The 24,591-nt window shown below is 67.7% G+C and carries 22 protein-coding genes; 16 read left to right on the top strand and 6 right to left on the bottom strand.

What is annotated here, in order from left to right; genetic code table 11:
- Nucleotides 1–414: 414 nt before the first annotated feature.
- Nucleotides 415–3,585 (bottom strand): DISARM system SNF2-like helicase DrmD, encoded by a 3,171-nt coding sequence (gene drmD / locus AB0C20_RS05190; protein WP_357567417.1) that lies wholly within the window; start codon nt 3,583–3,585, stop codon nt 415–417.
- 389 nt (nt 3,586–3,974) lie between these two features.
- On the opposite strand from drmD, the gene AB0C20_RS05185 reads away from it, so the two are divergent.
- The 9 genes from AB0C20_RS05185 to AB0C20_RS05145 all read left to right on the top strand — a co-directional run bounded on the left by AB0C20_RS05185 (nt 3,975) and on the right by AB0C20_RS05145 (nt 12,926).
- A complete protein-coding gene (locus tag AB0C20_RS05185; protein WP_357567416.1) occupies nt 3,975–6,089 on the top strand; it encodes an ATP-binding protein in 2,115 nt (704 codons plus the stop codon).
- Nucleotides 6,090–6,213: 124 nt separating this feature from the next.
- The gene (locus tag AB0C20_RS05180) at nt 6,214–6,888 is read left to right on the top strand and encodes an alpha/beta fold hydrolase (RefSeq protein WP_357567415.1); all 675 of its coding nucleotides are present in this window, start codon (nt 6,214–6,216) and stop codon (nt 6,886–6,888) included.
- Nucleotides 6,867–8,582, top strand: coding sequence for an SUMF1/EgtB/PvdO family nonheme iron enzyme (locus tag AB0C20_RS05175; protein WP_357567414.1), 1,716 nt, complete (start codon nt 6,867–6,869; stop codon nt 8,580–8,582). The genes AB0C20_RS05180 and AB0C20_RS05175 overlap by 22 nt, the downstream gene beginning before the upstream one ends.
- Nucleotides 8,579–9,850 carry an aspartate aminotransferase family protein gene (locus AB0C20_RS05170; protein ID WP_357567413.1) on the top strand — a complete coding sequence of 424 codons (1,272 nt, stop codon included), beginning with the start codon at nt 8,579–8,581 and terminating at the stop codon, nt 9,848–9,850. The genes AB0C20_RS05175 and AB0C20_RS05170 overlap by 4 nt, the downstream gene beginning before the upstream one ends.
- Complete coding sequence (locus AB0C20_RS05165) at nt 9,847–10,857, top strand: Gfo/Idh/MocA family oxidoreductase (RefSeq protein ID WP_357567412.1); 1,011 nt, start codon at nt 9,847–9,849, stop codon at nt 10,855–10,857. Before AB0C20_RS05170 ends, AB0C20_RS05165 begins: the two co-directional genes overlap by 4 nt.
- A 198-nt stretch (nt 10,858–11,055) precedes the next feature.
- Nucleotides 11,056–11,766 carry a DUF418 domain-containing protein gene (locus AB0C20_RS05160; protein ID WP_357567411.1) on the top strand — a complete coding sequence of 237 codons (711 nt, stop codon included), beginning with the start codon at nt 11,056–11,058 and terminating at the stop codon, nt 11,764–11,766.
- 37 nt (nt 11,767–11,803) lie between these two features.
- Nucleotides 11,804–12,157: a PadR family transcriptional regulator gene (locus AB0C20_RS05155; RefSeq protein ID WP_357567410.1), complete on the top strand. Its 354-nt coding sequence runs from the start codon at nt 11,804–11,806 to the stop codon at nt 12,155–12,157.
- Entirely contained in the window at nt 12,154–12,552 is a 399-nt protein-coding gene (locus AB0C20_RS05150) for a hypothetical protein (protein WP_357567409.1), read from the top strand. The genes AB0C20_RS05155 and AB0C20_RS05150 overlap by 4 nt, the downstream gene beginning before the upstream one ends.
- Nucleotides 12,549–12,926 (top strand): ATP-binding cassette domain-containing protein, encoded by a 378-nt coding sequence (locus tag AB0C20_RS05145; RefSeq protein ID WP_357567408.1) that lies wholly within the window; start codon nt 12,549–12,551, stop codon nt 12,924–12,926. The genes AB0C20_RS05150 and AB0C20_RS05145 overlap by 4 nt, the downstream gene beginning before the upstream one ends.
- A gap of 44 nt (nt 12,927–12,970) precedes the next feature.
- Here AB0C20_RS05145 and AB0C20_RS05140 read toward each other — a convergent pair whose 3' ends face one another.
- The 3 genes from AB0C20_RS05140 to AB0C20_RS05130 all read right to left on the bottom strand — a co-directional run bounded on the left by AB0C20_RS05140 (nt 12,971) and on the right by AB0C20_RS05130 (nt 14,932).
- A complete protein-coding gene (locus AB0C20_RS05140) occupies nt 12,971–13,381 on the bottom strand; it encodes a hypothetical protein (RefSeq protein WP_357567407.1) in 411 nt (136 codons plus the stop codon).
- A gap of 354 nt (nt 13,382–13,735) precedes the next feature.
- On the bottom strand, nt 13,736–14,311 hold the full coding sequence (locus AB0C20_RS05135; RefSeq protein ID WP_357567406.1) for an NADAR family protein: 576 nt from the start codon (nt 14,309–14,311) through the stop codon (nt 13,736–13,738).
- Nucleotides 14,312–14,530: 219 nt separating this feature from the next.
- Nucleotides 14,531–14,932: a hypothetical protein gene (locus AB0C20_RS05130; RefSeq protein ID WP_357567405.1), complete on the bottom strand. Its 402-nt coding sequence runs from the start codon at nt 14,930–14,932 to the stop codon at nt 14,531–14,533.
- Between the two features lie 422 nt (nt 14,933–15,354).
- On the opposite strand from AB0C20_RS05130, the gene AB0C20_RS05125 reads away from it, so the two are divergent.
- Both AB0C20_RS05125 and AB0C20_RS05120 read left to right on the top strand, forming a co-directional pair.
- Nucleotides 15,355–16,140, top strand: a complete 786-nt coding sequence (locus AB0C20_RS05125; protein WP_357567404.1) for a hypothetical protein — start codon at nt 15,355–15,357, stop codon at nt 16,138–16,140.
- 113 nt (nt 16,141–16,253) lie between these two features.
- On the top strand, nt 16,254–16,919 hold the full coding sequence (locus AB0C20_RS05120; RefSeq protein ID WP_357567403.1) for a CBS domain-containing protein: 666 nt from the start codon (nt 16,254–16,256) through the stop codon (nt 16,917–16,919).
- On the opposite strand, the gene AB0C20_RS05115 is transcribed toward AB0C20_RS05120, so the two are convergent.
- Both AB0C20_RS05115 and AB0C20_RS05110 read right to left on the bottom strand, forming a co-directional pair.
- Nucleotides 16,881–17,411 carry a hypothetical protein gene (locus AB0C20_RS05115; protein WP_357567402.1) on the bottom strand — a complete coding sequence of 177 codons (531 nt, stop codon included), beginning with the start codon at nt 17,409–17,411 and terminating at the stop codon, nt 16,881–16,883. The two genes, AB0C20_RS05120 and AB0C20_RS05115, sit on opposite strands and share 39 nt — an antisense overlap.
- A 16-nt stretch (nt 17,412–17,427) precedes the next feature.
- A complete protein-coding gene (locus AB0C20_RS05110; protein ID WP_357567401.1) occupies nt 17,428–19,224 on the bottom strand; it encodes a helicase-associated domain-containing protein in 1,797 nt (598 codons plus the stop codon).
- Nucleotides 19,225–19,679: 455 nt separating this feature from the next.
- Between AB0C20_RS05110 and AB0C20_RS05105 the strand changes: the two genes are divergently transcribed.
- The 5 genes from AB0C20_RS05105 (at nt 19,680) to AB0C20_RS05085 (ending at nt 24,525) form a co-directional block, all read left to right on the top strand.
- Complete coding sequence (locus AB0C20_RS05105) at nt 19,680–21,821, top strand: N-6 DNA methylase (protein WP_357567400.1); 2,142 nt, start codon at nt 19,680–19,682, stop codon at nt 21,819–21,821.
- Nucleotides 21,818–22,018 (top strand): hypothetical protein, encoded by a 201-nt coding sequence (locus AB0C20_RS05100; RefSeq protein ID WP_026273626.1) that lies wholly within the window; start codon nt 21,818–21,820, stop codon nt 22,016–22,018. The genes AB0C20_RS05105 and AB0C20_RS05100 overlap by 4 nt, the downstream gene beginning before the upstream one ends.
- Before the next feature lie 121 nt (nt 22,019–22,139).
- Nucleotides 22,140–23,339: a hypothetical protein gene (locus AB0C20_RS05095; protein ID WP_357567399.1), complete on the top strand. Its 1,200-nt coding sequence runs from the start codon at nt 22,140–22,142 to the stop codon at nt 23,337–23,339.
- A gap of 98 nt (nt 23,340–23,437) precedes the next feature.
- Nucleotides 23,438–23,875, top strand: coding sequence for a hypothetical protein (locus tag AB0C20_RS05090; RefSeq protein WP_357567398.1), 438 nt, complete (start codon nt 23,438–23,440; stop codon nt 23,873–23,875).
- On the top strand, nt 23,872–24,525 hold the full coding sequence (locus AB0C20_RS05085) for a hypothetical protein (protein WP_357567397.1): 654 nt from the start codon (nt 23,872–23,874) through the stop codon (nt 24,523–24,525). The genes AB0C20_RS05090 and AB0C20_RS05085 overlap by 4 nt, the downstream gene beginning before the upstream one ends.
- Nucleotides 24,526–24,591 lie beyond the last annotated feature (66 nt).

Below are 24,591 nucleotides of genomic sequence, written 5' to 3'. Positions count from 1 at the left end.
GCGCGCCAATACCGTCCGGCCCGTGCAGCGCGGCCTGCGGGGTGACGGAGATCCGCCGGTCGGGCGAGTGCGCATTCACCCCGGGCGCGAAGTCGGGACCCCAGGCCAGCGAGCTACGCCATCCGACGACGTCCCGCAGGACGGTCTGCACCCAGACGTCGCGGACCTCGGTGTACTTGGCCTGAACGGTCTCGTCGTCCGGGTCGATGTCGAGGGCCTCCCAGGCGTGGTCGTACGCCGGCTTGGCCTCGCGGAGGACGTCGAGGCGGTCGGGGTCCAGGGCGGGCATGCCCTGCGGCCACACCCGCTTCAGCGGCGGGATCGCCAGGAACGGGCCGTCTGTCTCGACCAGTTCCAGCCACGCCCGGTGCAGCTCGGTGGCGGTCTTCGGGCGGAAGGTACGGGCGGTCCGCATCAGCGTGAACCTCCTCGCTGGGCGTCGGCCGGGGTGAGCGCGAACACCACCGCCGCGGCGGTGGTGTGTGGTTTGACGTCGCGGTACCGCTCGGTGATCGCCGCGATCTCCCGCTGCTCCTCGTCGCCGAGCTCGTCCAGGCGACGGCGCATCGTTTCGATGTCGCGGCGGCGCTGCCGCTGCTGGTCGTCGGGGAAGAGGGCTAGTTGGTCTTGCATCTCGGCGCTGGTGAGCTGGTCCAGCGACTCGTTCAGGTTGCGGCGGAACGCGGCGAAGATCTCCCGCGCCCGGTTGACGTCGGCCTCCTCGCGTTTAGCGAGCTGGTCGCTGACCCGCTGATGGCGAGACTCGGCGCGGCGCGTCATCGAGTCGAGCAGCCGGGACCGCAGCGGGGACTCCGGCTCGTTCCACTCGCTGGCCAGGTCGGCGCGGACGTCCGCAGCGGCCGGCGTCAGCCTGCCGGCGTCGAGGGCCTGGTCGAGCAGTCGCTCGGCGCGTTCCTCGGCGATAGCACGGCGGCCCCGCAGGCGTACGCCGGCGAGGAAGATCTCCTCGTGCAGGCGTAGCCCTCCCCGGCCGACCAGCACCATCCGGGTGACGGCCGCGACGAAGGACTCCTCCAGCCCATCCACCACGACCGCCGTGACTCGGTGCAACGGCGCGTCCGCGCTCCACAGCGACCGCCGCAGCAACCGCTGAGCCTTCTTCACCAGCGGGTGACCCAGGTGGACGTAGACCAAGTCCTTCCGCCCTGCCGCGGCCTTGTCGTCGAACGTGATCGGCCGCAATACACCCGGCTCGGAGCGGGTGTCCAGGCCCTTCAACGTCGACTGCCAGGCTGGGCCGAGCGGCGGCACGGCGAACACGGCTGCGTCGGTCCGGTCGTCGCCGGCCACCACCAGGGGCGGCTGGTGGCTGATCCGCAGCGCGGTGTCGACGACCCGCCGCAGATTCTCCGGCTCCAGGTGCAGCTCCGCCCGACTGTCGGCGTAGCCCTTCTCCAACTGAGTCAACCTGCTGTTCAGGTCCAACCCGCCGGCCAACGCCTTGTTGATCACAGCGTTGCCGTCGAGCGCGCCCTTCTTGCGCCGTCCCGCTGAGGAGCGGGTGAAATGGTCCTGAATCTCGTCGGCGATGACCTGGTTGACCGACCCGAGGTCACGCGCGACCGTCACGACCTTGCGGGCGATCCGGCCCATGAACTCCATGTCTGCGGCGTACAACGTCGCCGAACGGTCCGGCGAGAACTGGAACACCAGCGGAGTCTGCTGCTGCCCGTAGCGGTCGATCCGGCCGATGCGCTGTTCCAACCGTGACGGGTTGAACGGGACGTCCAGGTTGATCAGCCGGTGGCAGTGGTCTTGGAGGTCGATGCCTTCACCGGCTGCGTCGGTGGCCAGCAGCACCCGCACGAGGTTCTTTGCCGACGGCTCCGTGGTGAAGTGCTCGCGGATCAGCTCCCGCTCGTCGGTCGGCGTCTGCCCCTGGATGACCTCCAGCACGTCGCCGTAGCCCTGCTGCACCAGCACCCGGTGTACCCACTCCAGGGTGTGGGCGTACTCGGTGAACACCACGATGCGCTCGTTTGACCAGAACCCGCCCGGTCGGCAGATCGCATCCAGGGCGGTAATCAGCTCGTCAAGGCGAGAGTCGGGTCGACTTTCGAAGCTCAGCCCCCACTCGGCCAGCCGCTGCAACTCACCTGGCGCGGCGGCGACCAGCGGGTCGGTGGCCTTGCTATGCCGTAGGGCCGTCGCCTCGTCCTGTTCCCAGAGGCCTTCCTCCTCGTCAGCCTGCCCCTCGCCGAGGATGTCGTCGTAGTCCCAGTCCGTCGGCGCATGGCCCACCGACCGCGCGGCGAGGTACGACTGCAAGGTCATGCCGAACGCCCACGGGCTCGACAAGAACCGCTTCTTGAACAGCATCGCGGTGATGTCACCGGACTCACCGGTCCCGTTCGCCTTCGCGCTCTCGGTGAGAATCCGATCCAGCAGAGCGAACATCTCCTGCTCGTCGGCGCGCGGTGTGAACGGGATGACCCGTAGCTCCCGAGGGCGGAAACCCTTCTCCGGCAGGTCCGACTTCAACCGCCGAACCGTCACCTCCCGCAACGCCCGCTCGTCCAGCAGCGCACCACGGCTGAACCGGCGCGAGTCGATCATCTCCAACAGCGCCGTGAACGACTCCGGATGCCCGTTGTGTGGAGTGGCGCTGAGAAACAGACGGTGCTCACACTTGTCCGCCAGATCCCGGACCGCGAGCGTGCGCTGCGTGTCAACGGCGTAGCCGCGCCCACCACCGATCGTCGACGGGCTGGCCGGCGCCACGTGGTGCGCCTCGTCCACGATCAGGATGTCAAACGCGTACCGCCGAGCGCTCTTCGTGCTCGCCGCCTGCGCGTACACGTCACGCAGCATCCGCTGGGCGCGCACCTGCGGCAGCCACGCCATGCTCACGATCACCCGAGGATAGAGCTGGAACGGGTTCGCGTGCAGGCCGTAGCGGCGCCGTACCTCCCGCATCAACTCGCTGTTGATGATCGTGAAGTCCAGACCGAACTTGTCCCGCATCTCGTCTTGCCACTTCAGGGACAAGCTTGGCGGGCACACCACGATCGCGGTACGCGCCCGGTGCCGCAGCAGCAGCTCCTGCACGACCAAGCCAGCCTCAATGGTCTTGCCCAAGCCGACATCGTCGGCCAGCAGCAGGTTCGTCCGGGGCGAGGACAGCGCCCGGCGCAGCGGCTCCAGTTGATAAGCCTCCACCGCCACTCCGCTGTGGAACGGCGCCTGCACGCTACGGTCGTCCGCCGAGGTCACCGCGCCCCAGCGCATCGCGTCGACGAACCCGGCGAGGGTGTTCGGGTCGTCGAAGGCGTCCGGGTTGACCTGCGTCGGTAGCCCCTGAGCGGGCGTGACGGTGTGGCCGACCTCCAGCTCCCAGACCACCGTCAGCTCTTCACCCAGCCGGTCCTCATCGAGCGCCTGAAGGGTCACCGCGTGGTTCAGCGAGGCCACGGCTTCGTCCGCCGGGCTGCGCGGCAGTCCTTGCGGCTTGACCTGCGCCACCGCCCAGGTCGACCCGCGAACCTCGACGACCTGACCTGGCTCCGGAAGGGCAAGTTCGGCGACCCCTGACGCGCTGGTCGCCCTGGTGGACGAGAGTGTCACCGAAGAACCCTAACCTGCGCGCTTACGTGATCAAGTCGACCATGTGTCGGCTACCTGACTGCCGATTCCTCAATCACGCCTGGACGTACCCGCCAGCTGTCTGATGCAGCGGAACAATTCGGACGGCCCAAGGAGGCGACCCCGCACGCCCCGAGATGGCTGGTGGTGAGAAAGGTCGAATCAAAACACTCTAAGAAGTGAAATTGCGGTAAAGGCGAAGTCGGGGCCAGCACCTGGCGGGCGCTGCAACTCGCTCAGCCTCTGGTCGATGCAGTCCTGTATGGCGTTGCGTCCAACTTGGACCTCGGTAAGACTGGCGGCAGATGATCGTCGTTCTGTGGTCGGTAGATGACCGATCGTGATGATGGCGTGCGAGTGAGGTCTGTTCTGTGGGTGGCTTCACCTCCGGCGTGAGCGAGTGGCTCGGCCTGATCTCCGGGCTGCTGGCGGTGGTCGCCGCTGTCCTGGGGTTGCCGCCCCTGATCGTGCGTCTCCGCGAAGCTGGCAGGAACCGGTCAGGAAAGCCGAAGGTGCTGCTGCCGTCTCGTACCCAACTCGTCGACCGCGGCAATGAGGTGGCTCAGGCGTTGCAGCATCTCGACCGAGGCGAGTACCTGGTTTCCATCGAGGGCAGCATTGGTGTCGGCAAGAGCGCGCTGGCCACGGAGGTGGCGCATCGGCTTGCCGAGCGCCGGCCGGCGCGGAAGCCGGGCCACGGGTTCACGTCGCTGGTCTGGTTCGACGCTCATAACAGCGTGCTGAGTCTCGCGGACCTTGCCCGCACGCTTGGACTCGCCACCGGAAGTCCGGCACTGTCAGCGGCTCCCGCCGAGCACAAGGCCGAGGCGCTACGTGCACACCTGGCTGACCATCCGGCTGTCCTGGTTGTCGACAACCTGCGGCTGACCGCTGCCGATGCGCAGCATCTGATCGACTTCCTCAGGACCCTGCCGAGCGGCTCGCTGGCCATCGTTAGCGCCAACACTCCTGGTCGGCTGCCGGCGCCGCGGGTGCTGCTGCAAGAGCTTCAGTTGCAGTACATGCAGGAGCTGCTGCTTCGGGAGGCCCGGCGCCGTAGCGTTCCGGAGATCGTCGGCGCTGATGCTGCCACGTTCGAGCGCATCCATCGGTTGCTCGGCGGTAATCCGAGGGCGATTGAGCTGTTCGTGCTGGCCTGTTCGCGAGACGGCCGGAGTCTTTCGGACCGGCTTGGTCAGCTTGAGAGCGGTTCGACGCAGTTGGCTGACGCGTTATTCAGCGTGGTGTGGCAGGACGTGAACGACATGGGGCGCAGCCTGCTGCGTGTGTGCGCTTACCTGGGCGGCAGCGCCGACGCTGAGCAGCTGCGAGTGGCGCTCGCGGTCCCGGCGGCCGACGTGGGCGCCCTCGTCGAGCGGCTGTGGTCCGATGGGCTGCTCTCGTCGCGCCAGCAGCACGGCGTGACGGTGTACACATGCTCGGCTGCGCTGCGGCTATTCGTGCTCAACCACACAGCGTCCGGCGAGACTGTGGCATTCGCGGGAAGGCTGGCGGAGCACTTCATCGCCCGCTTCAGCCAGGACTGGGAGGACGCCGCCGGCGCCGGCGCGCACATCGAGGCGATTCGGCTGCTCGTCCGCGACCTTCACCGGCATGAGGCGTACGAGCAGTGCGTGAAGCTGTTCGAGGTCACGCTCGACATCTTCTTCACGTTGGGTCTGTTCGACGACCGTATCGAACTCGGCTGGGTCGCGTACGAGGCAGCGGCGGCGCTGGGGAACGATGAGCAGCGTTCGCTGGCCTTGTCAGTGATCTCATCTACGCACGCGGTGCGCGGTGAGGCTGAGGAGGCGGCTCGCACGGCCCAGCTGGGGCTCGGTATCGCCCGGGACGCCGGCTCGGCACGAGAGATCGCCCGACAGCTCCGGTGCGTCGGCTTCGCACTGTTCCGAGCCGGCCAAGCGGCCGAAGCCCTCGCCGTGGTCAAGAACCCTCAGGAAGATGCCGAGGAGATCGCCCGGGCAGCTGGCGACCCGAACAACATGATCGACATACAGTCGCTGGTCGGAGCCGCCTACTGGCATCTGGGCGAGCTGGATTCGTGTGAGCAGACGGTGCGCCGGTTCCTGGAAGCCTGTGAGCAGTTGCCCTGGGAGCGGGGCAAGGCATACGCGATCAGGGATCTGGCGGAGGTGAGTCTGATGCGGCGGGCGTTCGCGGACTCGGGTCTGCTGCTTCGTCAGGCGCGGCAGATCGCTGAGGAATACCGCGACGTCCGTCAGCTGGTCCGCATCGACCTGACCGATGCTCGGCTGAACCTCTTCCGGGGGCGCCTGCTCAGAGCACACGGGCACGCGCGTAAGGCCGCTGTAGACGCACGGCAGCTGTCGTTGTCTGGCGAGCAGTCCGAAGCGGAGGCCACTTCGCGCTATGCGACCCGAGCGCTGTTCATGCCGTGGCTGTGGCTGGCCGCGTACCGGCGTCCGAGAATCAGGTTCACCAGCCAGACGGTCGGCGGCGACTGATTGCGCGCCACCGAGAGATGAGGAGCAGGTTTTCATGATCCAGCAGACACGTCACCGGATCGGTGTGGGCAATGACGAGCTCGCTGCCGTCGTCGCGACACCGACCACCGGGTCGCCGCAACGCATGGTCATGATGCTGCACGGCGGACCGGGTGGGCAGAAGGACGGGCCGGCTGACCTCTACGTCGACCTTGCCGCGCGTCTCGGCGCTGCCGGGATCGCGTCCGTGCGCTTCGACTTCCGCGGCTGCGGCGAAAGCACCGGCAGCTACCGGGACATGACCATCGCCCGCCAGGTTGAGGACCTGCGAGCGGTCCGCAGTTTCGTCGATGGCAGGTATCAGCCGACTGCCTGGGCGCTGATAGGGGAGAGCTTCGGCGCCACCGTCGGCCTGGCCGGCTACGACCCGGCATACCGGGCGGTCGTGCTGCTGTGGCCGGCCATCTGGCTGCTCGACGGCGCGTTCGAATCCTACGTGAGTGAGGAGAACCTCAGCGCGGCACGGCGCGACGGTTATGTGGATCTCGACGGCGAGCAGATCGGCGTGGCGTTCCTCGACGAGCTGCAGGACGTGCAGGACGTCAGCGCACCGCTGCGCGGCTCGTCCACGCCGGTGCTCTTCGTTCACGGAGAAGCCGACGGCGAGGTGCCATTCGGGCAGAGCGTACGCGCGGCCGACCTGGTCTCAGGACCGCACAAGGTAGTCGGGGTGCCCGACGGCGATCACTGCCTCGAAGAACCGCAGGAACGGGAAATCGTGTACCGCGAGACGGTGACATGGCTCCGCGAATACCTGTAAGTATCGGCGCACTATTTCTCGCGCCGACCACCTACCGGCACCTGCCGACGATCGGCTGGGCGGCGCACGGCGAGATGCAGGCCGAGCTGCGCTGGCAGGTCGACCACCACTTCGACAGCAAGATCATCGTGATTGCCGACCGGCGACTCGGCAACCCTGCCGCCGCCCGCCGCGCCATCGACGATGCCAGGAAGGCTCTCGGCGGGCAGGATGTGCTGCTGGTCTGCCTGGCGGGCCACGCTGTCAAGTTCACCCGGCGCGACGGCGATATCACCGCGTTGGCCCTGCCCGGCTCCGTTCCGGGACGCCCCAACAGCATGCTTCGGATCGATGAGCTGTCGGCGGTCGTTCTTCCAGAAGCGGGAAAGCCGGTGATCGTCTGCGCAGACCTCGTCTCCGCTCGCGACACGGTGGGCGCCGTCGCCCTCGCGTTTGCGGGTGCCTTCGTGCTCGCATCGCCATCCGCCGCGGATACAAGGCCCGAGAGCACCTGCCACGATGCCCTCGCTGCGGTCCTCGGCGACCTCGCAGCCTCGGGAACCCAGCAGGCAGTGCCGCAACTGCTGGACCTCGCCCGGCAACGCGTCGTCGCAGCAGGCGGGAGCCCTCACCTCGCCGTCGGCGCGAGCCAGGCTGCGATCACGTCCCGGTACGTCAGCGAGCAACTGCCCGATTACGTCCGCGAGGATCTCATATCGCCCGACTCGGGTTCCCGCCTCGACGCGGTCACCGAACTCGCCGCGCTGGCCGCATCTACCCCGTTCGCGCGCGCCAGCCTCCTGCGGCTGGCGGCTAGCGACCGTGCCGAGGCCGTCCGCAGCTATGCGGACACGATGTCACGGCAGGACCGGCAGCCGTCGCTGCGTCAGTTGCTGGCCGACGGCGTCATCCCACGCGAGGTCCACGAAGCAGCGCTGAAGGAACCGGCGGTACCCGACCTGCTGCCGCACACCGGCGGCGAGGTGATCCTCGGCGTCGACGCACCGGACGGACAGGACGACTGCCGCCCGCGACACACAGTTCGCCTACAGCCGTACCGGCTGGCCCGCACCGTAGTGACCAACCGCCAATATCTTGCCTTCCTCGCAGCCGAGGGCGGCCCCTGCCCCGACCACTGGCAGGCCGACGACTCGCTGTGGCGGGACGACCTTCCCGTGGTCATGGTGTCCTGGCTCGACGCCTCGCGCTACTGCGCCTGGCTGACCCGCCACCTGCATCACACCAGGGTGTTGGCTCCGGACCAGCGCATCGTCCTGCCCAGCGAAGCGCAGTGGGAGGCATCCGCAGGCAACGACCGAGGCGGGCGACACCCCTGGGGAGACGTACCCGATCCACGTCGGGCCAACATCCGCGCCACCGGCATCGGCGCGGTCGTCGCCCCCGGCAGGTTCTCCCCGGACGGCGACAACGAGGCCGGCTGCCAGGATCTGATCGGCAACGTCTGGGAATGGACCCGCAGCCTCTGGGGGCATAGCGGACACCAACCGACATTCGGCTATCCCTATCGCCACGACGACGGACGCGAGATGGCCAGCACCCGACCGGGGGAGCGATACGTCATCCGCGGCGGAGCCTTCTACTACGCCACCGAGTGCGCGAACTCGTTCACCCGCAATCGCATGCTCGCCACCGATCGCCACCCCGCGGGCGGGTTCAGGGTGGCGTCCACCAACGCCAGGGAGACGACGTCGTGAGCGGCCAGGCGCATTGGGATGAGGAGCTGACCGTCCTCGGACCGGGCATCTCCGAGGCGGTCCGGTGGGCAGGTCTCGCCGTCACCGAAGCGGCGGGCATGCACCTCACAGACACCAGCGGGCGCAGGATCGCCGACCTCATGGGCGCCGCCGGCGTCAACCTCCTCGGCCATTCGCATCCGGCGTATGTCGAAGCCCTGACCCGACAGATAGGCAGCTGGATGATCGGAGCGCACGCCAGCGACGCCCGGCTGGAGATGACGCGCCTGCTCCGGCAACTGCTGCCGGCTCACCTTGACCGCATACAGCTCTACAGCAGCGGCAGCGAGGCCGTCGAATCGGCCATCCGGCTGGCGAAGTCCGCGACCGGCCGCTTCGAGATCCTCTCCTTCTGGCAGTCCTTCCACGGCCGCACACTGGGCAGCCTCGCGCACACCAGCGGGGCACGCACGGGCCTCGGACCCACCGCACCCGGGAGCATCAGCGCCCCATACGCGGACTGCTCACGTTGCCCCCTGCGCCTGACCTCGCCAGCCTGCGGGTTCGCCTGCGTCGACCTCGCCCGCGACATCCTGCGTGAGCAGTCCACCGGATCCCTCGCAGCGATCCTGGTCGAACCCATTCAAGGCCGCGCAGGCAACGTGGTGCCGCCTACGGGCTACCTCCGTGCCCTGCGCCGCCTCGCCGACGAACATGGCGCACTGCTCATCGCCGACGAGTCCATGACCGGCATGGGCCGCACGGGCACTATCCTCGCCAGCGACCAACCAGACGTACGCCCCGACGTCGTCGTACTCGGCAAGGGCCTCGGCAACGGTTATCCCGTCTCCGCCATCTGCGCCCCGACGGACCTCATGCAGCGCGGCCCATTCGGAGCCCCCAGCGCCAGCTCCTCCAGCTACGGCGGCTTTCCGCTCGCATGCCGTGCCGTCGCCGTCGTGGCCCAGACCGTACACAGGCAGCAGCTGGCAGACAGAGCGGGCGAGGTGGGGGCTCGGACGCTCACCCGGCTGCGCCAGGACCTCGCCGGGCTGGCGCTGGTCAGCAGCGTCCATGGTATCGGCATGGCGATCGGGATCAGCTTGAACGTCACCGGCAAGGAGCAGCTGCGCGAGGTGTTCCAGCAGCTCGTAGCCGCCGGAGTATTGGTCATGACCGGAGGGCACACCCTACGGCTCTACCCGCCGCTAACCGCCGACGAGACCGAACTCACCGCAGCCGTGGACACCCTCGTGTCAGTGCTACAGCGCTACAAGGCCCCGGCATGATCAACGTTGGTGTCATCGGATATGGGCGGGCAGGCGAAGCCCACGCCCGGTGCTACGACACCATGCCTCAGACCCGGATCGTAGCCATCCTCGACCCCACGCCACCACGGCGCGACGCCGCACGAGCCCGCTTCCCGCACGCCGCCGTGGCAGCCACTCTCGACGACATCGACGTGGATATCGACCTGGCGCTGATTTGCACGCCGCCGACCAGCCACGAGGCCTACACCAAGCAGGCGCTCATGCGCGACGCCCACGTGTTCTGTGAGAAGCCCACTTTCCTCGACCCCGGCAACGGAGCGAAGTTGATCACGCTTGCCCGGCAACGTAACAGGATCATCTACCCCGGCCACAACTACGTGCACTCGCCGCTGCTACAGCGTCTCCGCGAACTCGGCGCTCCCGAACGAATCGGACCCCTTCAGCGCCTCGACATGAGAATCGAACGCCCCACGTCGGCAAGCGGATCTCCGGACTGGAACCCGTCGTGGCGCCGCAACCCCGCAGTCTCCGGGGGAGGTGTCCTTGTCGATCATGGCCCGCACTGTGTATACCTTGCCGAATGGCTGACCGGGATGCATGTCCTCCTGGTCGGCTGCACGATGGGATACAGCACCCTGGGGGTAGAGGACCACGTCGAGTTGGTGCTCGACATGAGCGGCAAGATCGAAGTCCACATCCTGCTCTCATGGAGAGCCCCGCACCGGAGGAACACCTACAGCCTCACCGGCACACACGGCACGGTCGTCCTGAACGACGACACCCTCGTCGAGGACAGCCCCGCCGGGCGGCGAACCTGGCGACTGGCCGAGACGCCACGGAGTCGCCACGCCCACGACGACTGGCTACCCGCCCTCGCCGATGATGTACTCCGCCAGGTGGCCTCGCCTGCTATGGAAGCAGAGCTGGCGCGACCCGCACTCGTTGTCGCACATGCGATCACAGCCGCCTATGCATCAGCCGCTCAGGGTGGCCTGCCCTACCGCCTGCCGGGCGCGGCCAGCTGACTCCCTTGATCCGGACCGGTGAGGTTCCAGCGAAGATGACGACGGTCGGGACTGCCCGGGTTCGGTTGACTCGCCGCGTCGAGTGGTTCAGAGGAAGCGTTGGCCCATCACGAGACCACCGGAGCGGTGATGTAGGACCTCTGGGCCAGTGGCGTCCTGTTCCTGCTCCAGACGTTGGTCCTGCCATCAACGCTTCTGATGACAGCGGGCGACAAGGCTACCGCGTCGGTGCTGGCCGGCTCTGCCTCGGTGGCCCTGGGGTCGCGTTGGATCGAGTGGTTGCTGTACGTCTTGTCCATGCCCTTCCTGAGCAGTGGACTCTTGTTCCCGATGCTGGTCGGCTACCGTTCGGCCGCGCTCGTCCTGCGCGACAGATCCCGGGGCGATCGTCCGACGAGCAGGTTCTTCCCGCTGGTCGTCGTGTTGCTCGTCGGATCCTTTGCGCTCTGCCTGCCGTACGCCGCCGTTCTGGCGGAACATTGGGGAGACCTTCAGGCCGTGGCCGCCCATCCATGGCACCTGGTGGCGGCGCAGATCGGTGGTTTGCTGAGGGCCCTGGCCTGCTGGTGGGCGATCGCCGGGAAGTGGACTGGCCTGTGTGCCTCGTTCGAGGTTCGCATCCTCGCCACTCTCGGGCAGCGCAGCCTCACGCTCTACCTGCTGCATTCGGTCGCGTTTCTTCTCCTCCTCACGCCGCCGTTCGGTGGCCTCGGTGCCGCGGGTTCTCTGCCGATCCTCGCCTTGGTCGTCGTGCTGGCCTGGGCAGGTGCGGGTCTGGCGCTGTCGAGTCGGCGGCTCGCCGGTGTCCCGCTGGCCGAGGAACTTCTCCGCGACATGGCTGCCGGCCCGGTCGCGGGGAGGAATGAGCAGGCGGCAGATGCTGACATGAAAATAAGAGTGGCTACTTAGGTCGCGACTCTACTTAGATAGTTGCTAAGCTACGGCCATGGATGAGACTGAATGGTCATCCGGCTGGTTGCGGGCGGTCCTGCCCTTGGTGTCGCTGAGCATCCTCGCCAGGGGTGAGGCGCACGGGTACGTGATCCTCCGAACCCTGGGGTCGCTGGGATTCGGTTCCGTCAAGGGCGGCACGCTCTACCCCTTCCTGGCCCGGCAGCAGGAGTTGGGCCTTGTCGACCATCGGTGGGAGATCGACTCGCCAGGTCCGGCGCGCAAAGTGTTCTGGTTGACCGACACAGGGCGGCGGGAGTTCGAACGCCTGGCGAGTGAGTGGCGGCGGCTCAACACCACCGTCGCGTCGGCGCTGTCCCACCCGACTCCCGAGATGGAGAAAAAGTGAGCTACTACGGCAGCCTTGCGTTCAACCTTCGACTTCGGCGGGTCCCGGAGCCCAAGATCGTCGAAGTCCTGCGAGAGGTGCGAGCGCTTTCCCAGGAATCAGGTCAGGAGCCGGAGCAGCAGTTCGGGCCGGCCGCGACCTACGCCGAGAAGTTCCCCAAGGGCACGGTCCGGTCGTTGCCCACTCGGCTGGCCATCGGCTGCCTGGCGATCGCGATCGCCATCACCGCCGTCGACTTCATTTTGACGATGACTCGCGAGACACACCTGCAAGTGGGCTCCGTGCGAGTGATCTTTGTGCTGCTCGCCATCCAGGTGGTGGTCGTGATCGCGGCAATCATCGCCGATCACCGGGTACCGCCGGAGTTCAGCACCGCCAGCGAGGCCACCCGTTGATCGCGGTCACCGACATCTGCAAAGACTTCGGCCGGCGGCCCGCGGTCAAGGACGTGAGCTTTGACTGCGTCCCCGGAACCATCACTGGGCTCCTCGGCCCCAACGGTGCGGGCAAGTCCACGATTCTCAAGATGCTGCTGGGTCTGGTCTCACCGACACGCGGTCTGGCCACGATCGACGGGGTTCCATACCGCGATCTGCCGACCCCGGGGCGGACCGTGGGCGTCTCGTTGGATGCGAGCGGCCTGCACCCCGAGCGGACCCTACGCGGAACGATCCGGCTGGCCGCCAGGATCATCGGGGTTCCGACGGCCCGGGCGGACGAGGTGCTCGCGCAGGTCGGGCTCGAACCCGAGCTGCAACCCTTCGATTAGTCCGGCTCGCGCAGAGGGTCCACCATGGGTGCTATCAGGAGCGTTTACCGGGCCCCCTGCTCGGTGCCCCACCAGGTCAGTAGACGTCGCGCGAAGGCCCGGGTCTCCGTGTCGCTGACGGTCATCCCGAAGTGGCCACGGATCTCAGCCGACAGGTACTCGCTGAGATCGGCGGCACCGGCACCGTTCGTCAGTCTCGTCAGCAGCGGTGCGATCAGGCAGTCGTACTCGTCGACGTTGGTCCGTGGGTCGTGTACGCCGATGAAGTCCCACGCGTTGAGCAGCCGGCGAAGGCCGCCCGTTTGCTGCTCTGCGCTGCCGTGGGCGAGGCTCGTGAGGTCAATCCCCGGCGAAGCCGGCACGCGGGAAATGTGATCACGGCATAGCTGACGAACCGTCGTCGCCAGTTCCTGATTGCCGCGTCCCCAGCCCTGATCCCACTCGTCAACCAGCACGTGCAGGTCGGTGAATGGGCTGCGCCAGATCTCGTCGACGTCGAGTTGCCAGGAGACGAACGCCGAGACGTGCTCGCTGACGGTTCGTCGACCTCACCGTCGATCAGCCGTTGCGCCAGCGTGGCCAGCCAGGTGTCCGCCGCTTGCGCTGCGGACGGAACACGCACGCCCACCTCGCTGAGGGCGTCGGGCAGGAGTTCCCCGATCAGTCGGGTGTCGGTACCGTCGAGTCCGGCCAGTTCACGCAGGACCGGCCCGTCGTGTCCGTCGGCGAGCCACTCCGCCGCGTACCAGGGCATCCGCTCGACATCGACGCTGCCCAGCGCGTACTCGGCGGCAACCAGGTCCGGCGGCTTACCCGTCGGTCGGTTCCTGTTCCAGCAGGATCGTGCGGGTTTGCATGAGGGCGAAGCCGAGCAGGTTCAGCCCGCGCCAGCGTGCGGGGACGGTGGCGTGTGGGTGGTCGGCAGCCAGGCCGATGCCCCACACTCGGTCGAGTGGGCTGGCCTCCACGAGCACTCGCTTGCCGGTGCCGAGCAGGTAGGTACGCAGCGTCGGATGCTGGTCGAACTTCGCCGTGTTGCCGGCCACCACGATGTCGTAGCGGTGCTGCTCCCATGTCTGCTGGTCGAAGTCGGTGACCTGACGGTCGAGGGTCTTTGCCGCGTGCGGGTGCGCCACCGTGAGAATCTTGGTGGCCGTCGCGTGATCGCCGAACAGGGTGGCCTTGCGCCACATCATGTGATGCTCGGTGGTGGCGAAGCGCTGGCCGTTGAGGGTGAACGGCGCCGGCCACCACTGGCTCAAGCATCCGGCCCCGATGCTGCCGTCGCGCTGCGGCTGGTGGCCCCAGAAGAACAGGAACTTCACCCGGGCACCCGCACGCACCGCGCCGCTCAACTCGGCGACGCTGCTCACTGACGTGACCATGCGAGCGAGTGTGCGGCACCAGCAGGCTCCACCGCATCGCCATTACCGCCGCGATAGCGGCCACGTCGCCGTCGGCGCCCCGAGCGGCGGCGGCACTCGGGGCGGAGACCAGCCAGCAGCTCGCCGGTTGGCCGGCGAGTAGCCGCTCCGGACAATGACGGCGCGCCACTGGCTGGAACCTCGCAGCGACCTCCGCGCGGCGGTCGCCCCGTGCGGCCATTAGATGTTGAGGTCGGCCCACTGTGCTGAGGTCAAGAGTTGCCCACGTTCCAGCCGGTGGGCGATCGCTTCTTTGGTGGCCGGGCTCAGGGTGTCGGGTATTTCACCAAAGGAGGGTGGCCAGGTATCCAGCAGGGAGAAGACCTCTTGACCGTCGCGCATTGTCAGCAGGAGCGTGCACCGCCAGTGCGGAGAGTGCTCGGGTCGATGGGCGGCACGGTGCACGAGCACGGGGCGCAGGTAGTGCGTGGCGTGCGGAGCGGCGTACTCGGTCAGCCAGCCGGCTCCGTGGTTGCGGTTGAACCGATACGCGATCGCTTCGGCCTCCAATCGGATGAGGCCGCTGGTGTCGATCGCCTTGACAGTTCGAGGAAGGCCGCCAGGCGCACGAGGTTCTTGCATGATCTGATGACGGTACCGGCGGCGTGGGAAGCGTGCGACGGCAGCGGACCTGCGGAGACGGTCCCGACCAGCGAGGCGACGGCGATCCGCACGCGCTGACGGCGTCGAGCGGCGGGCAACGACGTGGCCCTGCCACAGCCGAACAGCCGCGCTCACCCCAGCGTTCCGGCGAGGACCGCCGATCTAGGCCGAGTGAACCGCCCCAGGAACATCGAGTCCATCAAATTCGGGACAGTCTCGTCAGAGGGTTGAAGACCGCTTGGCCCTCTGAAAGCCTGCGTAGGCTGTCCTGGTGCCGCTGGCTCGACGCCACTGCCCACATGGTCCTGCCGGTGTGACTGTGGCGGTGCGGAACGCGTTGTCCCCTGCCGGGCAGAAAGACGAGTATCTCCCTTACGTCTCGCGCGATATCTGGGGGGCCGATGACGACGGCGTGGATGGTTCGAGCAGGACGCGAGGGCGAGCGCGAGGCGGACGCCCTTGAACAGTCCCTCATCATTGCCGGCTGGCCGGAGGTGGGCGACCTCAGCCAGGTGGCGACGCGCAGAGAACTACACGCGGTTGTTCGCGCTGCATACCCGAACCGCTCGCGAACCGTGGTGGCGAACTGGACTGGGCAGCTATGGCGTCTCATCCAGGTCATGGAGGTCGACGATTACGTAGTGCTGCCACTGAAGACCGTGCCGGACCACGTCGCCATCGGCCGGATCGCCGGCGGATACCGTTACCGCCGCGATGCCGCAGCGGATCGGCGCCACGTGCGCCCGGTCATCTGGATTCAACGGGCGCTGCCGCGATCGGCCATCGGGCAGGATCTGCTCTACAGCCTGGGGTCACTGCTGACCATCTGTCAGCTTCGGCGTAACGGAGCCGCGAGACGGATCGCTGCACTCGCCGAGACTGGCGTCGACCCCGGTCCGACCGCTGAGGAGATGTCCAGCAACGAGTGGGTGACCCCGGACGACTTCATCGCCCGCGCCGTCGCAGCTGAGGACGGCCTGGAGTTAACCATCCGGGAGCTCCTTCGACAGTGGGACGCCGGGCGACGGACAAGCTCCGCTGTAGCTGTCATCCAACGCGATCTCAGCGAGAACGGTCTCACCACGGTTCCGCCCTTCACTGAGGGCTGGATCGGCAGCAGCATCCGCGTCTTCAAGTCTGGCGCCGAGGCCGACGACTCCACAGACGAGACTGCAGCCGAAAGCTGATCGACGATGAGGACAGTGCTCAACCCGATTCTGACGAGCCTGCCGACGACGAACTCGTCCCGGACAAGCCGTTCACCCTGCGGTTCGGTAACCTGCTGCGGACGGACACCGCAGTGGTATCGGTGCGCCCCACGGATTCGATCGTGTTGGCCCGGACACTGATGCTGCGGTACAACTACTCGCAACTCGCAGTGATCGACGATGACGGCACGTTCCAGGGGGCCATCAGCTGGGAGTCGATCGCAAAGGCGCAGATGGCACATCAGGCAGTGCCGACGGTCGATCAGGCGAAGCAGACCGTGCCAGACGCCGCCTACGACGAGCTGGTGTTGCCACGCATCGACGAGATCTCCAGCCGCGGCTTCATCTTCATCCGGTCGAGAGACGGCAAGACGATCGCGGGGATCGTCACAGCTGCCGACCTGACCAACCGATTTGGTGAGATCGCCAGACCCTTCACCATGATCGAGGAATGTGAGCGCCGGCTGCGCCGTAGGGTGAAGAGGATCGCCGCGGACATCATCGAGGCCGCCACGAACAAGAGACACAAGGACGCCGGCAGCTTGACCCTCGGAGCCTACGTCCACGTCTTCAAGGACGAGAAGCACTTCCTGCTCCTCGACTGGCCGCTCGACCACGCCCAGTTCGTTCAGCAGGTCAAGGACGTCGCCGACATCCGTAACAAGATGATGCACTTCTCGCCGGACCCCATCCCGAGCGAGTGGGGGGCGATCGACGGTCTACTCGCCATGTTGCACGCCGTCGACCCCCTTCCCTGATCCGGCAGCGCCCACCAGTGCTGCCAGTTCGCGGTCGGGGCTGACGTTCGTGGCGTACAGGGGGCTGCAGGGCGTCGTGGCCAGCCGCAGCGAGAGTGTGACGAGGTTGGGGTGAGCGGAATCGTCGGTGTAGATCTCGGCGAGCTTGGTGAATTCGTTCATGATCCCGACGACGCTGCGGTTGGCCGTCGTGGCGAATCGGCAGTCCTGCATGTGCCGTAGCTCGTCGGCGATGAAGGCCCTGGGCACCGGGTGGGCGTCGAGGACCGTCGCGATCTCGTCGGGGACGCGGGCGGGAAGGCTGCGCGCTGGTGCCAGGGGCAGCAGGACCGGTAGCAGGGTTCGCTCGTTGACCAGCAGCGCCAGCCGGGGCCGCCAGAACAGCGCGGTGGCGTACCACGGGCCCAGCAGGGTCGTGTCGTGGTCTCCTTCGACAGCCCGAGGCGGGTGGGTGTGATCGAGGAGTTTCTTGGTCGCGCGTACGATCAGCATGGCGCTCTCCAGCCCGTCAGGCGCGGTGGCGGCGGGCCTTCTCGATGACGTCGCGGCCGTCGGCGTTCTGCTGGCGTGGCGCGTGGCCGGCTTTGCGCAGGGCGGCCATCGTGTCAGCCGTGGTGGCTTGGCTGGCCAGCACGGTCGGGGCGAGCAGACGCAGGTTGAGCTTGTCCAGCCGCTTGTCGGCGCAGATCTGCGCCAGCAGCGCGGTGTCGTCGCTGACCAGGGTGCTTGCCAAGGGCGCGACCCGTACCGACCCGTGTTGGCGGGCGACGTCGGCGAGCAGGTAGACCAGTGGTTGCGGCAGTCCGCCTTCGGCGATCTTCGTCAGGGCCTTTGACAAGCGCTGCTCGGTCCAGCCTGCGTCGTACGCGCCACGTACCGCCGCGGGGCTGAAGCGCCAGGTCGTGGCCGTGCCGCGAGACTCGACGACGGCGGCCGCACCGAGGAGCTCAGCTAGATCCGGGCTCGGTGTTCCCGCCACGACCGCGGTCAGGTCGGCCTGCAGCCGGGCGGTGCGGGCGACCTCACCCAGGTCGCCGACTGCCTCGGCGATGTCCGTGTCGGCCAGCAGCGCATGCCCGGCAGGGCTGACAGCGCCCGCGCCGATGATTCCCAGGGTTGCGGCCTCGTCCAGCACGCCGCGTACGGTCGTGGTGCCGCCGAAGGTCAGCGGCTGCTGCCACCACATCCACTGGGCGGCCTGATCGAGGTTCGTCGTCGCCCGGTCGCCCAACGCCCGCAGTGCGGCGATCCGGGCTTGCGCAGACCAGCTTTGGCGGTGCTCCGGAACCCACGGCCCAGTCTGCGACGACGGCAGATATTCCAGCTCGCGCCACGCCTTCAGCATCACCGCGAGCCGCCGGTCCAGACCGAGCTTGAGCCAGCGGTCGTACGCGGCCGTCGGGACCACGCGATCGTCGAGGTCGGCCAGCCTGGCCCCCTGGGCGACCGCTAGCAGCAGCCGCACGGTCGGAACCGTCACTCCCAGCGTCTTCGCCGTCCGGGTCAGCTCGCGCACGCCCACGCCGCCGGCCTTGACCGTGACTAGCGGCTCACGTCCAGCCCCGTCCAGCAGCGCCGACAGCAGCCCGACCACGGCGATGCCCTGGGCCTGGGCGTCGCGGCGCACTGCCGGGGGATTCAGCGCACGCCAGGTGACCGGTGGTTCCTGCGGCTGGAACGGCGCCCGGTAGTCCGCTCCTCGCATAGCGAGCGCAACCTGACCCGCCAACTGATAGTCCTCCCAGGTCACCCGGTAGACCAGCCCGTGCTCCTCGGCCCAGTCCAGCGGATGCACCTGCCGATAGCGGCTCGTGTACCGACTCCGATGTGCGATGCCGCTTCCGCCATGGCGACGGATCCGTCCAGCGTCGCGGTCAGCCTCCTCCAACACCGTCCGCGTCGCGGCCGGCATCCGCTTGACCAGAGCGTGCACGTTGTCCGGGTCGAGGAAGAACTCCGCGACTGCCTCCAGTAGGTCCGCCTTGCGGCCTTTCGTGGGCAGCCCGAGGTTGTTCGCCACCACCTTCAGATCATCGACGCTCAACACGGCGGCGAGCTGACCAGCGGCCGGGCCGACACCCAGCGGACGGGCGAAGACCTCCCGCAGTACGCCGTTTACCGTGAGCCGGCCCCGCAGCCGCGCGACAAGCCCTGCATCGGCGGCACGCTGCAGGTACGGCGTCGCGTCGGCACCGACCAACGCCGACACCTCCACCTCGGTGACCAGGCCACCCAACGCCAGAGCCGCCTCCAACACCTGAAGGGTCGGAAGGTCAAGGCCAGCAAGCTGATCATACGGATTCACGGCGGCGCTCCCAGACACACGGCGACGCCCTGAATCCAACCCCACGGAACCGTCTCCGCGTGACGCGACCCGCCAGCCGCCAACCTGAGCCCGGCGACCTGGCTCGCCGCCGGTGGTTCCAAGCCGAGGCCGTACCTCCGACAGCCGGATGTCGAGCGGCCGGGAACGGTCTCCAGTATGGGCGGGGCCGGCCGGCCCCACTGCCACGAAGCGGGCTGAATGCGGCGAAGCGTCACCTATCGTTTCAGCAACCCAGTCCCTTGGCGGGTTAACACCTGGAGAGTTAACGAAGTCTTTTTAGCGCCCGTTTTCTGCGGTCCAGGCCCTAGAAAAACCCTGGTCGTGGCTTTCTGTCAACGAAAAGGCGGATGAGCATCTGCGGGTGCTCACGGTTGCCGGTGTCCCCGGTGTCCTCTACCTTCGATCAAGTCCACTTGCGATGGCCGGGGAGAGAGATGCAGCAAGTCACACGTTCGGAGATTGCCAGGCTGGCCGGGGTCAGCCGCGCGGCGGTGACCTCATGGGCCAAGCGCCGCGACTTCCCACGTCCCGTCGGGGAGAACCGCTTCGCGCTTCCCGAGGTGCTGGAGTGGCTCGAGTCCCGCCAGGTACACGGCTCGATTCGCGCGGCCGACGACGGGACCGAGTACAGCTACGCCGACCGGATCCGGCGGAGCCTCGCCGCGGCGACGCCCAGCCACATGCCTGGCATGAACCTGCCCGGCGATCCCACGACCGTCGAGATCGACAACCTCATTCTGCGCCTCACGTTGATCTTTCTGCGCGAGCGGGACCCGCAGGGTTGGGCCGGACTGAACGATCTGATCGCGCCGGATGTAGGGGCCGAAGGGGCGCGATGGCTCATCGACCGCATCGCGACAACCGCCGGGAAGGCGGCGCGGCGTCACGGCGTCTCGCCCGAGGTCTTCGCCGCACTGCGGCGGCTGACCCCGGAAGGCGTCCCTGAGGTCCGGGGACTCATGTCCGGCAGCTCGGAACTCGGCGCTGCGAACGTGCACACCCTCGTTGACGCGTACGAGGCCGCCCTGCCCCCGGGCGGCTTCCTCACCCCGCGCACGGTTGCGGCCCTCCTTGCCAAGGCAGTGATCGACGATTCTGCCGAGTCCGTTTACGACCCGTACTTGCGAGCTGGCGAGCTGCTTATCGCTGCGGCCGACGTGGCGGCCCGGCCGGGGACCCTACGGCTGCACGGGCTCGGCCCCGATGCTGCGGCTCTGAGCCTCTCTGGACTCACCCTGCTGGCCCTAGGCGAACCAGCCGACCTGCGTTTGGCGGCACAAGCTCGGCGCGCAACGGTCACGCACGTCCTTGCCAATCCGCCGTTCGGGAGCGATTCGTGGCTCGACCGGCGCCCCAACACCGACTGGCAGCCATTCCCACCACCGCCAGCCCGATCCGCCTTTCGCTGGCTCCTGCATTGCATCGAGCAGTTGAGCGACGATGGTCGGGCTGCAATCATCATGCCACGGATAGCCGCCGTCTCGGCCAATGCCCGCGAGCGGGAAATCCGCCGCCGACTGGTCGACGATTCCATGGTGGAAGCGGTCATTGCCCTCCCACCCGGCCTGTATGCCGGCACGTCCGTTGCCACCAGTGTCTGGATCGTCCGGCGTGCACCCGGGTCGGACCAGCCGATCCTGTTCGTCGACGCGGTGAACCTCGGTGTGTCAAGCGGTGGCCGCGCGTTGCTCGATGAGGGAGGTCAGGCCGACATCCTGAGAGCATGGCGATCGTTCCTTGTCGACCGTGCGGCCGGTCGGCCACACCCGGGCATCGAGAGTCTGAGTGCCGCCGTCACCAAGGCCGTCATCCGGCCGGAGTCCTACTCGCTCAACCCGGCGGAGTACTTACCAGGCACGATAGGGCTCCGTGTCCCCGACGCCGAAGCCGCCCGCGCCGGCCTGAGCGCGACTTACTCGCGGGCCTTCCACTGCCGCAGGGCGGCCGAGGATGCAGCGGTCGTTGCTTCCCAGCCGCTCGGCGCGCAGATCGTCCGTCTTGGCGACGTCTGCGACGTCAAGGCGGGCTATTCATACTCGCGGCTGCGAGCTGAAGAGCGATCCGACGAGCAGGGAGTCCCCATCGTTCTGCCGCGGCACCTGCGTGACGGGAGAATCGTGGCGGACAAACCGCCGCGAGCCCCGCGAGCGACCGCCAAGGCATTGGAGGACTACTGGCTACGCACCGACGATGTGCTCTGCGTGCGGACCGGGGCACTCACGGCACCCGCCATCGTGCGGCCGACCGAGTCGAATTGGCTCCTGAGCACAAACTTGCTGCGTCTGCGAGTCTCAGACCCCGACGTCCTCAACCCCTACTACCTGTACGCATATCTGCGCTCCGCAGCGGGCACGGATGGGATGAAGGCGTTCGCACGGGCTACCGTGACCGCATACGTGACCGCAGCGGACGTCGCGGCGATGAAGATCCCGTTGCCGCCGCAGGCTCGGCAGCAGTCGCTGGTCGCAGCGCTACGCGCACTTGACGAGGAGGTCGTGGCGGCGCGCGACCTGGCCGCCCGGGTCGCCGAGACCCGCGATGTGGTAGTCCGCCGGCTGTTTGGCGGTGCCCGATGACCAGACGCAACCTCTCCCGCGAACACCGGTCTGTCGCGGTCGCCGTAGTGATTTCCGGCTGTGTCGGGGTCGTCGCAGCCGTGCTGTTCCACCACAGCGGAGCTGACCCCTCCACGGCGGTGATCGCGGGCGGCGCGGCCTTCGGCGCGACCATGACACTCGTCCTGGAAGTCCTCAAATACCTTCGCGGCCTATGAGCTGTCCGATGATCTCGCAGTCGAAGGCCGGGGGAGCATCCGGTAGCTTTGGCGTACGCAGGTTCTCCTGCTTGCTGGCCTACCGCGATATTGTCGACCTCCTATGAGCGATGCAGCGGCCTTGACGTTCGATGACTACGCTGCCGAATCGGCTGTTCTCGGGATCTACCGGCAGGTCTTCGCGGTGTTGGCGCGGAACGCCAACGCGATGGTGGACGACGCGGACTCGGTCGGGGTCGACGAGTCGATCTTGCAGGCGTTCGCTGACGCGGGGCCAGCCGGGATGACGATCGAACAGGCCGTGCTTGCATGTCCGGAGGTGCCGGCGGATGTGGTCCGGCGCCGGTTCGAGGTGCTGCGGTCGTACCGTGCGGTGACCCGGGTCAACGAGCGGCCGCACGAGATGTTCTACCAGGCGACGTTCGCGCCGTACGTGATGTTGCTTTTTCTGCGCCGGTTGTCGCAGACCGGGGGCCAGGCGGAGCTGCATCGGATGTTGTCGATGGCCCGGCTGGCGCTGGACGACGATGACACGACCCCGGAGGTGGTGCGCGAGCAGTTGCTGGAGATGACGACGGTTTTCCGGCTGCTGGCGAATCCGATCATGCAGTTGGCGAAGTCGGCGACGGTCGAGTCCTTGCGGACGCAGGCGCAGCCGCTGCTGGGTAACAGCGACCTGGTCGACAAGGCGCGGGTGTATCACAATGCGGCCGCGGACCGGCATCCGCAGTTGTTGCCGGAGTGCACGCAGCTCCGGATGGCGTTGGCGGCCTATCGCGACGCGTTGAACACCGCGGCCGGGCGGTTGCTGGCGCACGCTGGTAAGACGCGTGCGTTGGGGTTGCTGCCGACCGAGCGGTGGCGCACGTTCGCGCGGGACAGCAGTACCGAGGGGCTGGCGCAGGCGCTGGACGGTTTGCTGTTCGACGCGCCGGAGCCGTTCTTCACCGCCGACGATCTGCTGGACGCGGTGGAGGAAGGGCTGCAGTCCGATAGTGGCCGGGTGCCGCCGCCGCGACCGCGTGTCGACGAGGAGCCTCCGCCGACGGAGGTCGACGTCGACCCAGAGGCGACGCTGTTGGCTCAGCGCGCGGAGGAGTTGCTTGCCGGGCGGGATGTGGTCACGGTGGCGCAGCTTCTCGCCGACGCGGGTGACTGGCCGACCAGTCGGCGAGTGTTGTCGGAGGTGACCGCGATTCATCTACGCCCGGAGCTGCCGTACACGGTGACCTGGGGCGATGGGTGGCGTGTCGATGTGACGTCCACGCGGACGTGGGTCTCCGACGGCTGGTTCCGCCGGGACCAGCAGGAGGCGGCGTGAACGAGCGGGATGCGGCCCTGTGGTGGGCGCGGATCCGGTCCGGCGGTCCGCAGCAGGTCTCCGCTGGTGGACCGACACCGGCCGGGCTGCGTCGTCTGGTGGAGGCTGACGCCAGGGCGGTGTGGCTGATCCCGAACCTGCCCGACAGCGCGGGACCGGCTGTTCTGATCGAGTACGGGGTGCCGGGCTCTTCGATGATGGACAGCAAGGGAACGCTGCGAGTGCTGGCCGCGACTTTGCGGTGTTGCTTGCCCGATCCCGCGACGGATCCGTGGCCCGGGCTGCCGGCCTCGACCGGTCATGTCGGTCGGGTGTTGCAACGGCTTGTGCCGGGCCGCAACAAGGTGAGTCGTCAGCAACTGCTGTCCGCAGGGCTCCGGCGCCTTGCGGTATCCGGTTGGGTTTTGCTGGCGGGAGCGGACACGGTGCGGATCGGTCCGCGGATCGCGTCCTTCGGGTCGCTGGAACTGAGCACGCTTCGGGAGCTGTGGCGGTTGATCCCCGACACCGCTGAGGACGGGCCGGAGGGGTCGTGAACCGCCCGAATGCGATTTTCGACGAGGTGCTCGGGACATTGCCCGATCGGCAGCGGGAACTGGTCGACGCCGCGTACGCGCTGCTGGAGCACAGCAGTGGCCCGGTGCACCGGCAGTTCCTGCCCGCGCTGAGCGATGCGACGAGCCGTGAACGGCTGGAAGAGCTACTTCGCCGAACCGGCCGGACACTGGTGACGGTTGATCAGTTGCATTTCACGTCCGGGTTCGACGACGCCGTACGGACTGAGCTCACCGAGACCGGGTGGCAGCCGCTGTCGCTCGCCGACCGGGCCGTTTTGGTCCTGGTGCTGGTCTACTCGGTGGCGATCCCGCGCAGCGATGAGCAGATCGCTGCGGACTCTTGGGAGAGCCCGTACCCAACCAGGTTGCAGGACGTCACCCGTGACAGCAAGGTGCCGGTCAGCGAGGTCAGAGCGGCCCTGGGCCGACTGACCGCGTGCGGGCTGCTCCGGACGGTTCGCGGCGGCGACCACGACAGCGGATACGTCCCGGGCCCGCAGTTGTCGCGGCTGACTCCCGCCGCCCGCGAGCAGTTGCAGGACCAGTTGATTCTCGCTGCGGCACCCGACCATCCGCTGGCCGCAGCGATCCGGGAACGCCGGCACAACCGCGTGGGAGGACAGCGTTGACGTCTGTAGCCGTGCCGTCGGACGGAGTCGTCGAGGACATCGTCGGAGCGCGCGTCCTCGCCGGCA

Source organism: Micromonospora sp. NPDC048843 (genome assembly GCF_040649965.1).
Lineage (GTDB): Bacteria > Actinomycetota > Actinomycetes > Mycobacteriales > Micromonosporaceae > Micromonospora > Micromonospora hortensis.
The sequence above is the reverse complement of the archived record's forward strand: the minus strand, read 5'-3'. Positions and strand labels throughout refer to the sequence as shown.

Coding starts and splice junctions, on each gene's coding strand:
- AB0C20_RS05180 (WP_357567415.1), top strand. CDS start 6,214: ATGGTCATGATGCTGCACGGCGGACCGGGTGGGCAGAAGGACGGGCCG.
- AB0C20_RS05175 (WP_357567414.1), top strand. CDS start 6,867: ATGGCTCCGCGAATACCTGTAAGTATCGGCGCACTATTTCTCGCGCCG.
- AB0C20_RS05165 (WP_357567412.1), top strand. CDS start 9,847: ATGATCAACGTTGGTGTCATCGGATATGGGCGGGCAGGCGAAGCCCAC.
- AB0C20_RS05160 (WP_357567411.1), top strand. CDS start 11,056: ATGACAGCGGGCGACAAGGCTACCGCGTCGGTGCTGGCCGGCTCTGCC.
- AB0C20_RS05155 (WP_357567410.1), top strand. CDS start 11,804: ATGGATGAGACTGAATGGTCATCCGGCTGGTTGCGGGCGGTCCTGCCC.
- AB0C20_RS05135 (WP_357567406.1), bottom strand. CDS start 14,311: ATGGTCACGTCAGTGAGCAGCGTCGCCGAGTTGAGCGGCGCGGTGCGT.
- AB0C20_RS05130 (WP_357567405.1), bottom strand. CDS start 14,932: ATGCAAGAACCTCGTGCGCCTGGCGGCCTTCCTCGAACTGTCAAGGCG.
- AB0C20_RS05125 (WP_357567404.1), top strand. CDS start 15,355: ATGACGACGGCGTGGATGGTTCGAGCAGGACGCGAGGGCGAGCGCGAG.
- AB0C20_RS05115 (WP_357567402.1), bottom strand. CDS start 17,411: ATGCTGATCGTACGCGCGACCAAGAAACTCCTCGATCACACCCACCCG.
- AB0C20_RS05105 (WP_357567400.1), top strand. CDS start 19,680: ATGCAGCAAGTCACACGTTCGGAGATTGCCAGGCTGGCCGGGGTCAGC.
- AB0C20_RS05100 (WP_026273626.1), top strand. CDS start 21,818: ATGACCAGACGCAACCTCTCCCGCGAACACCGGTCTGTCGCGGTCGCC.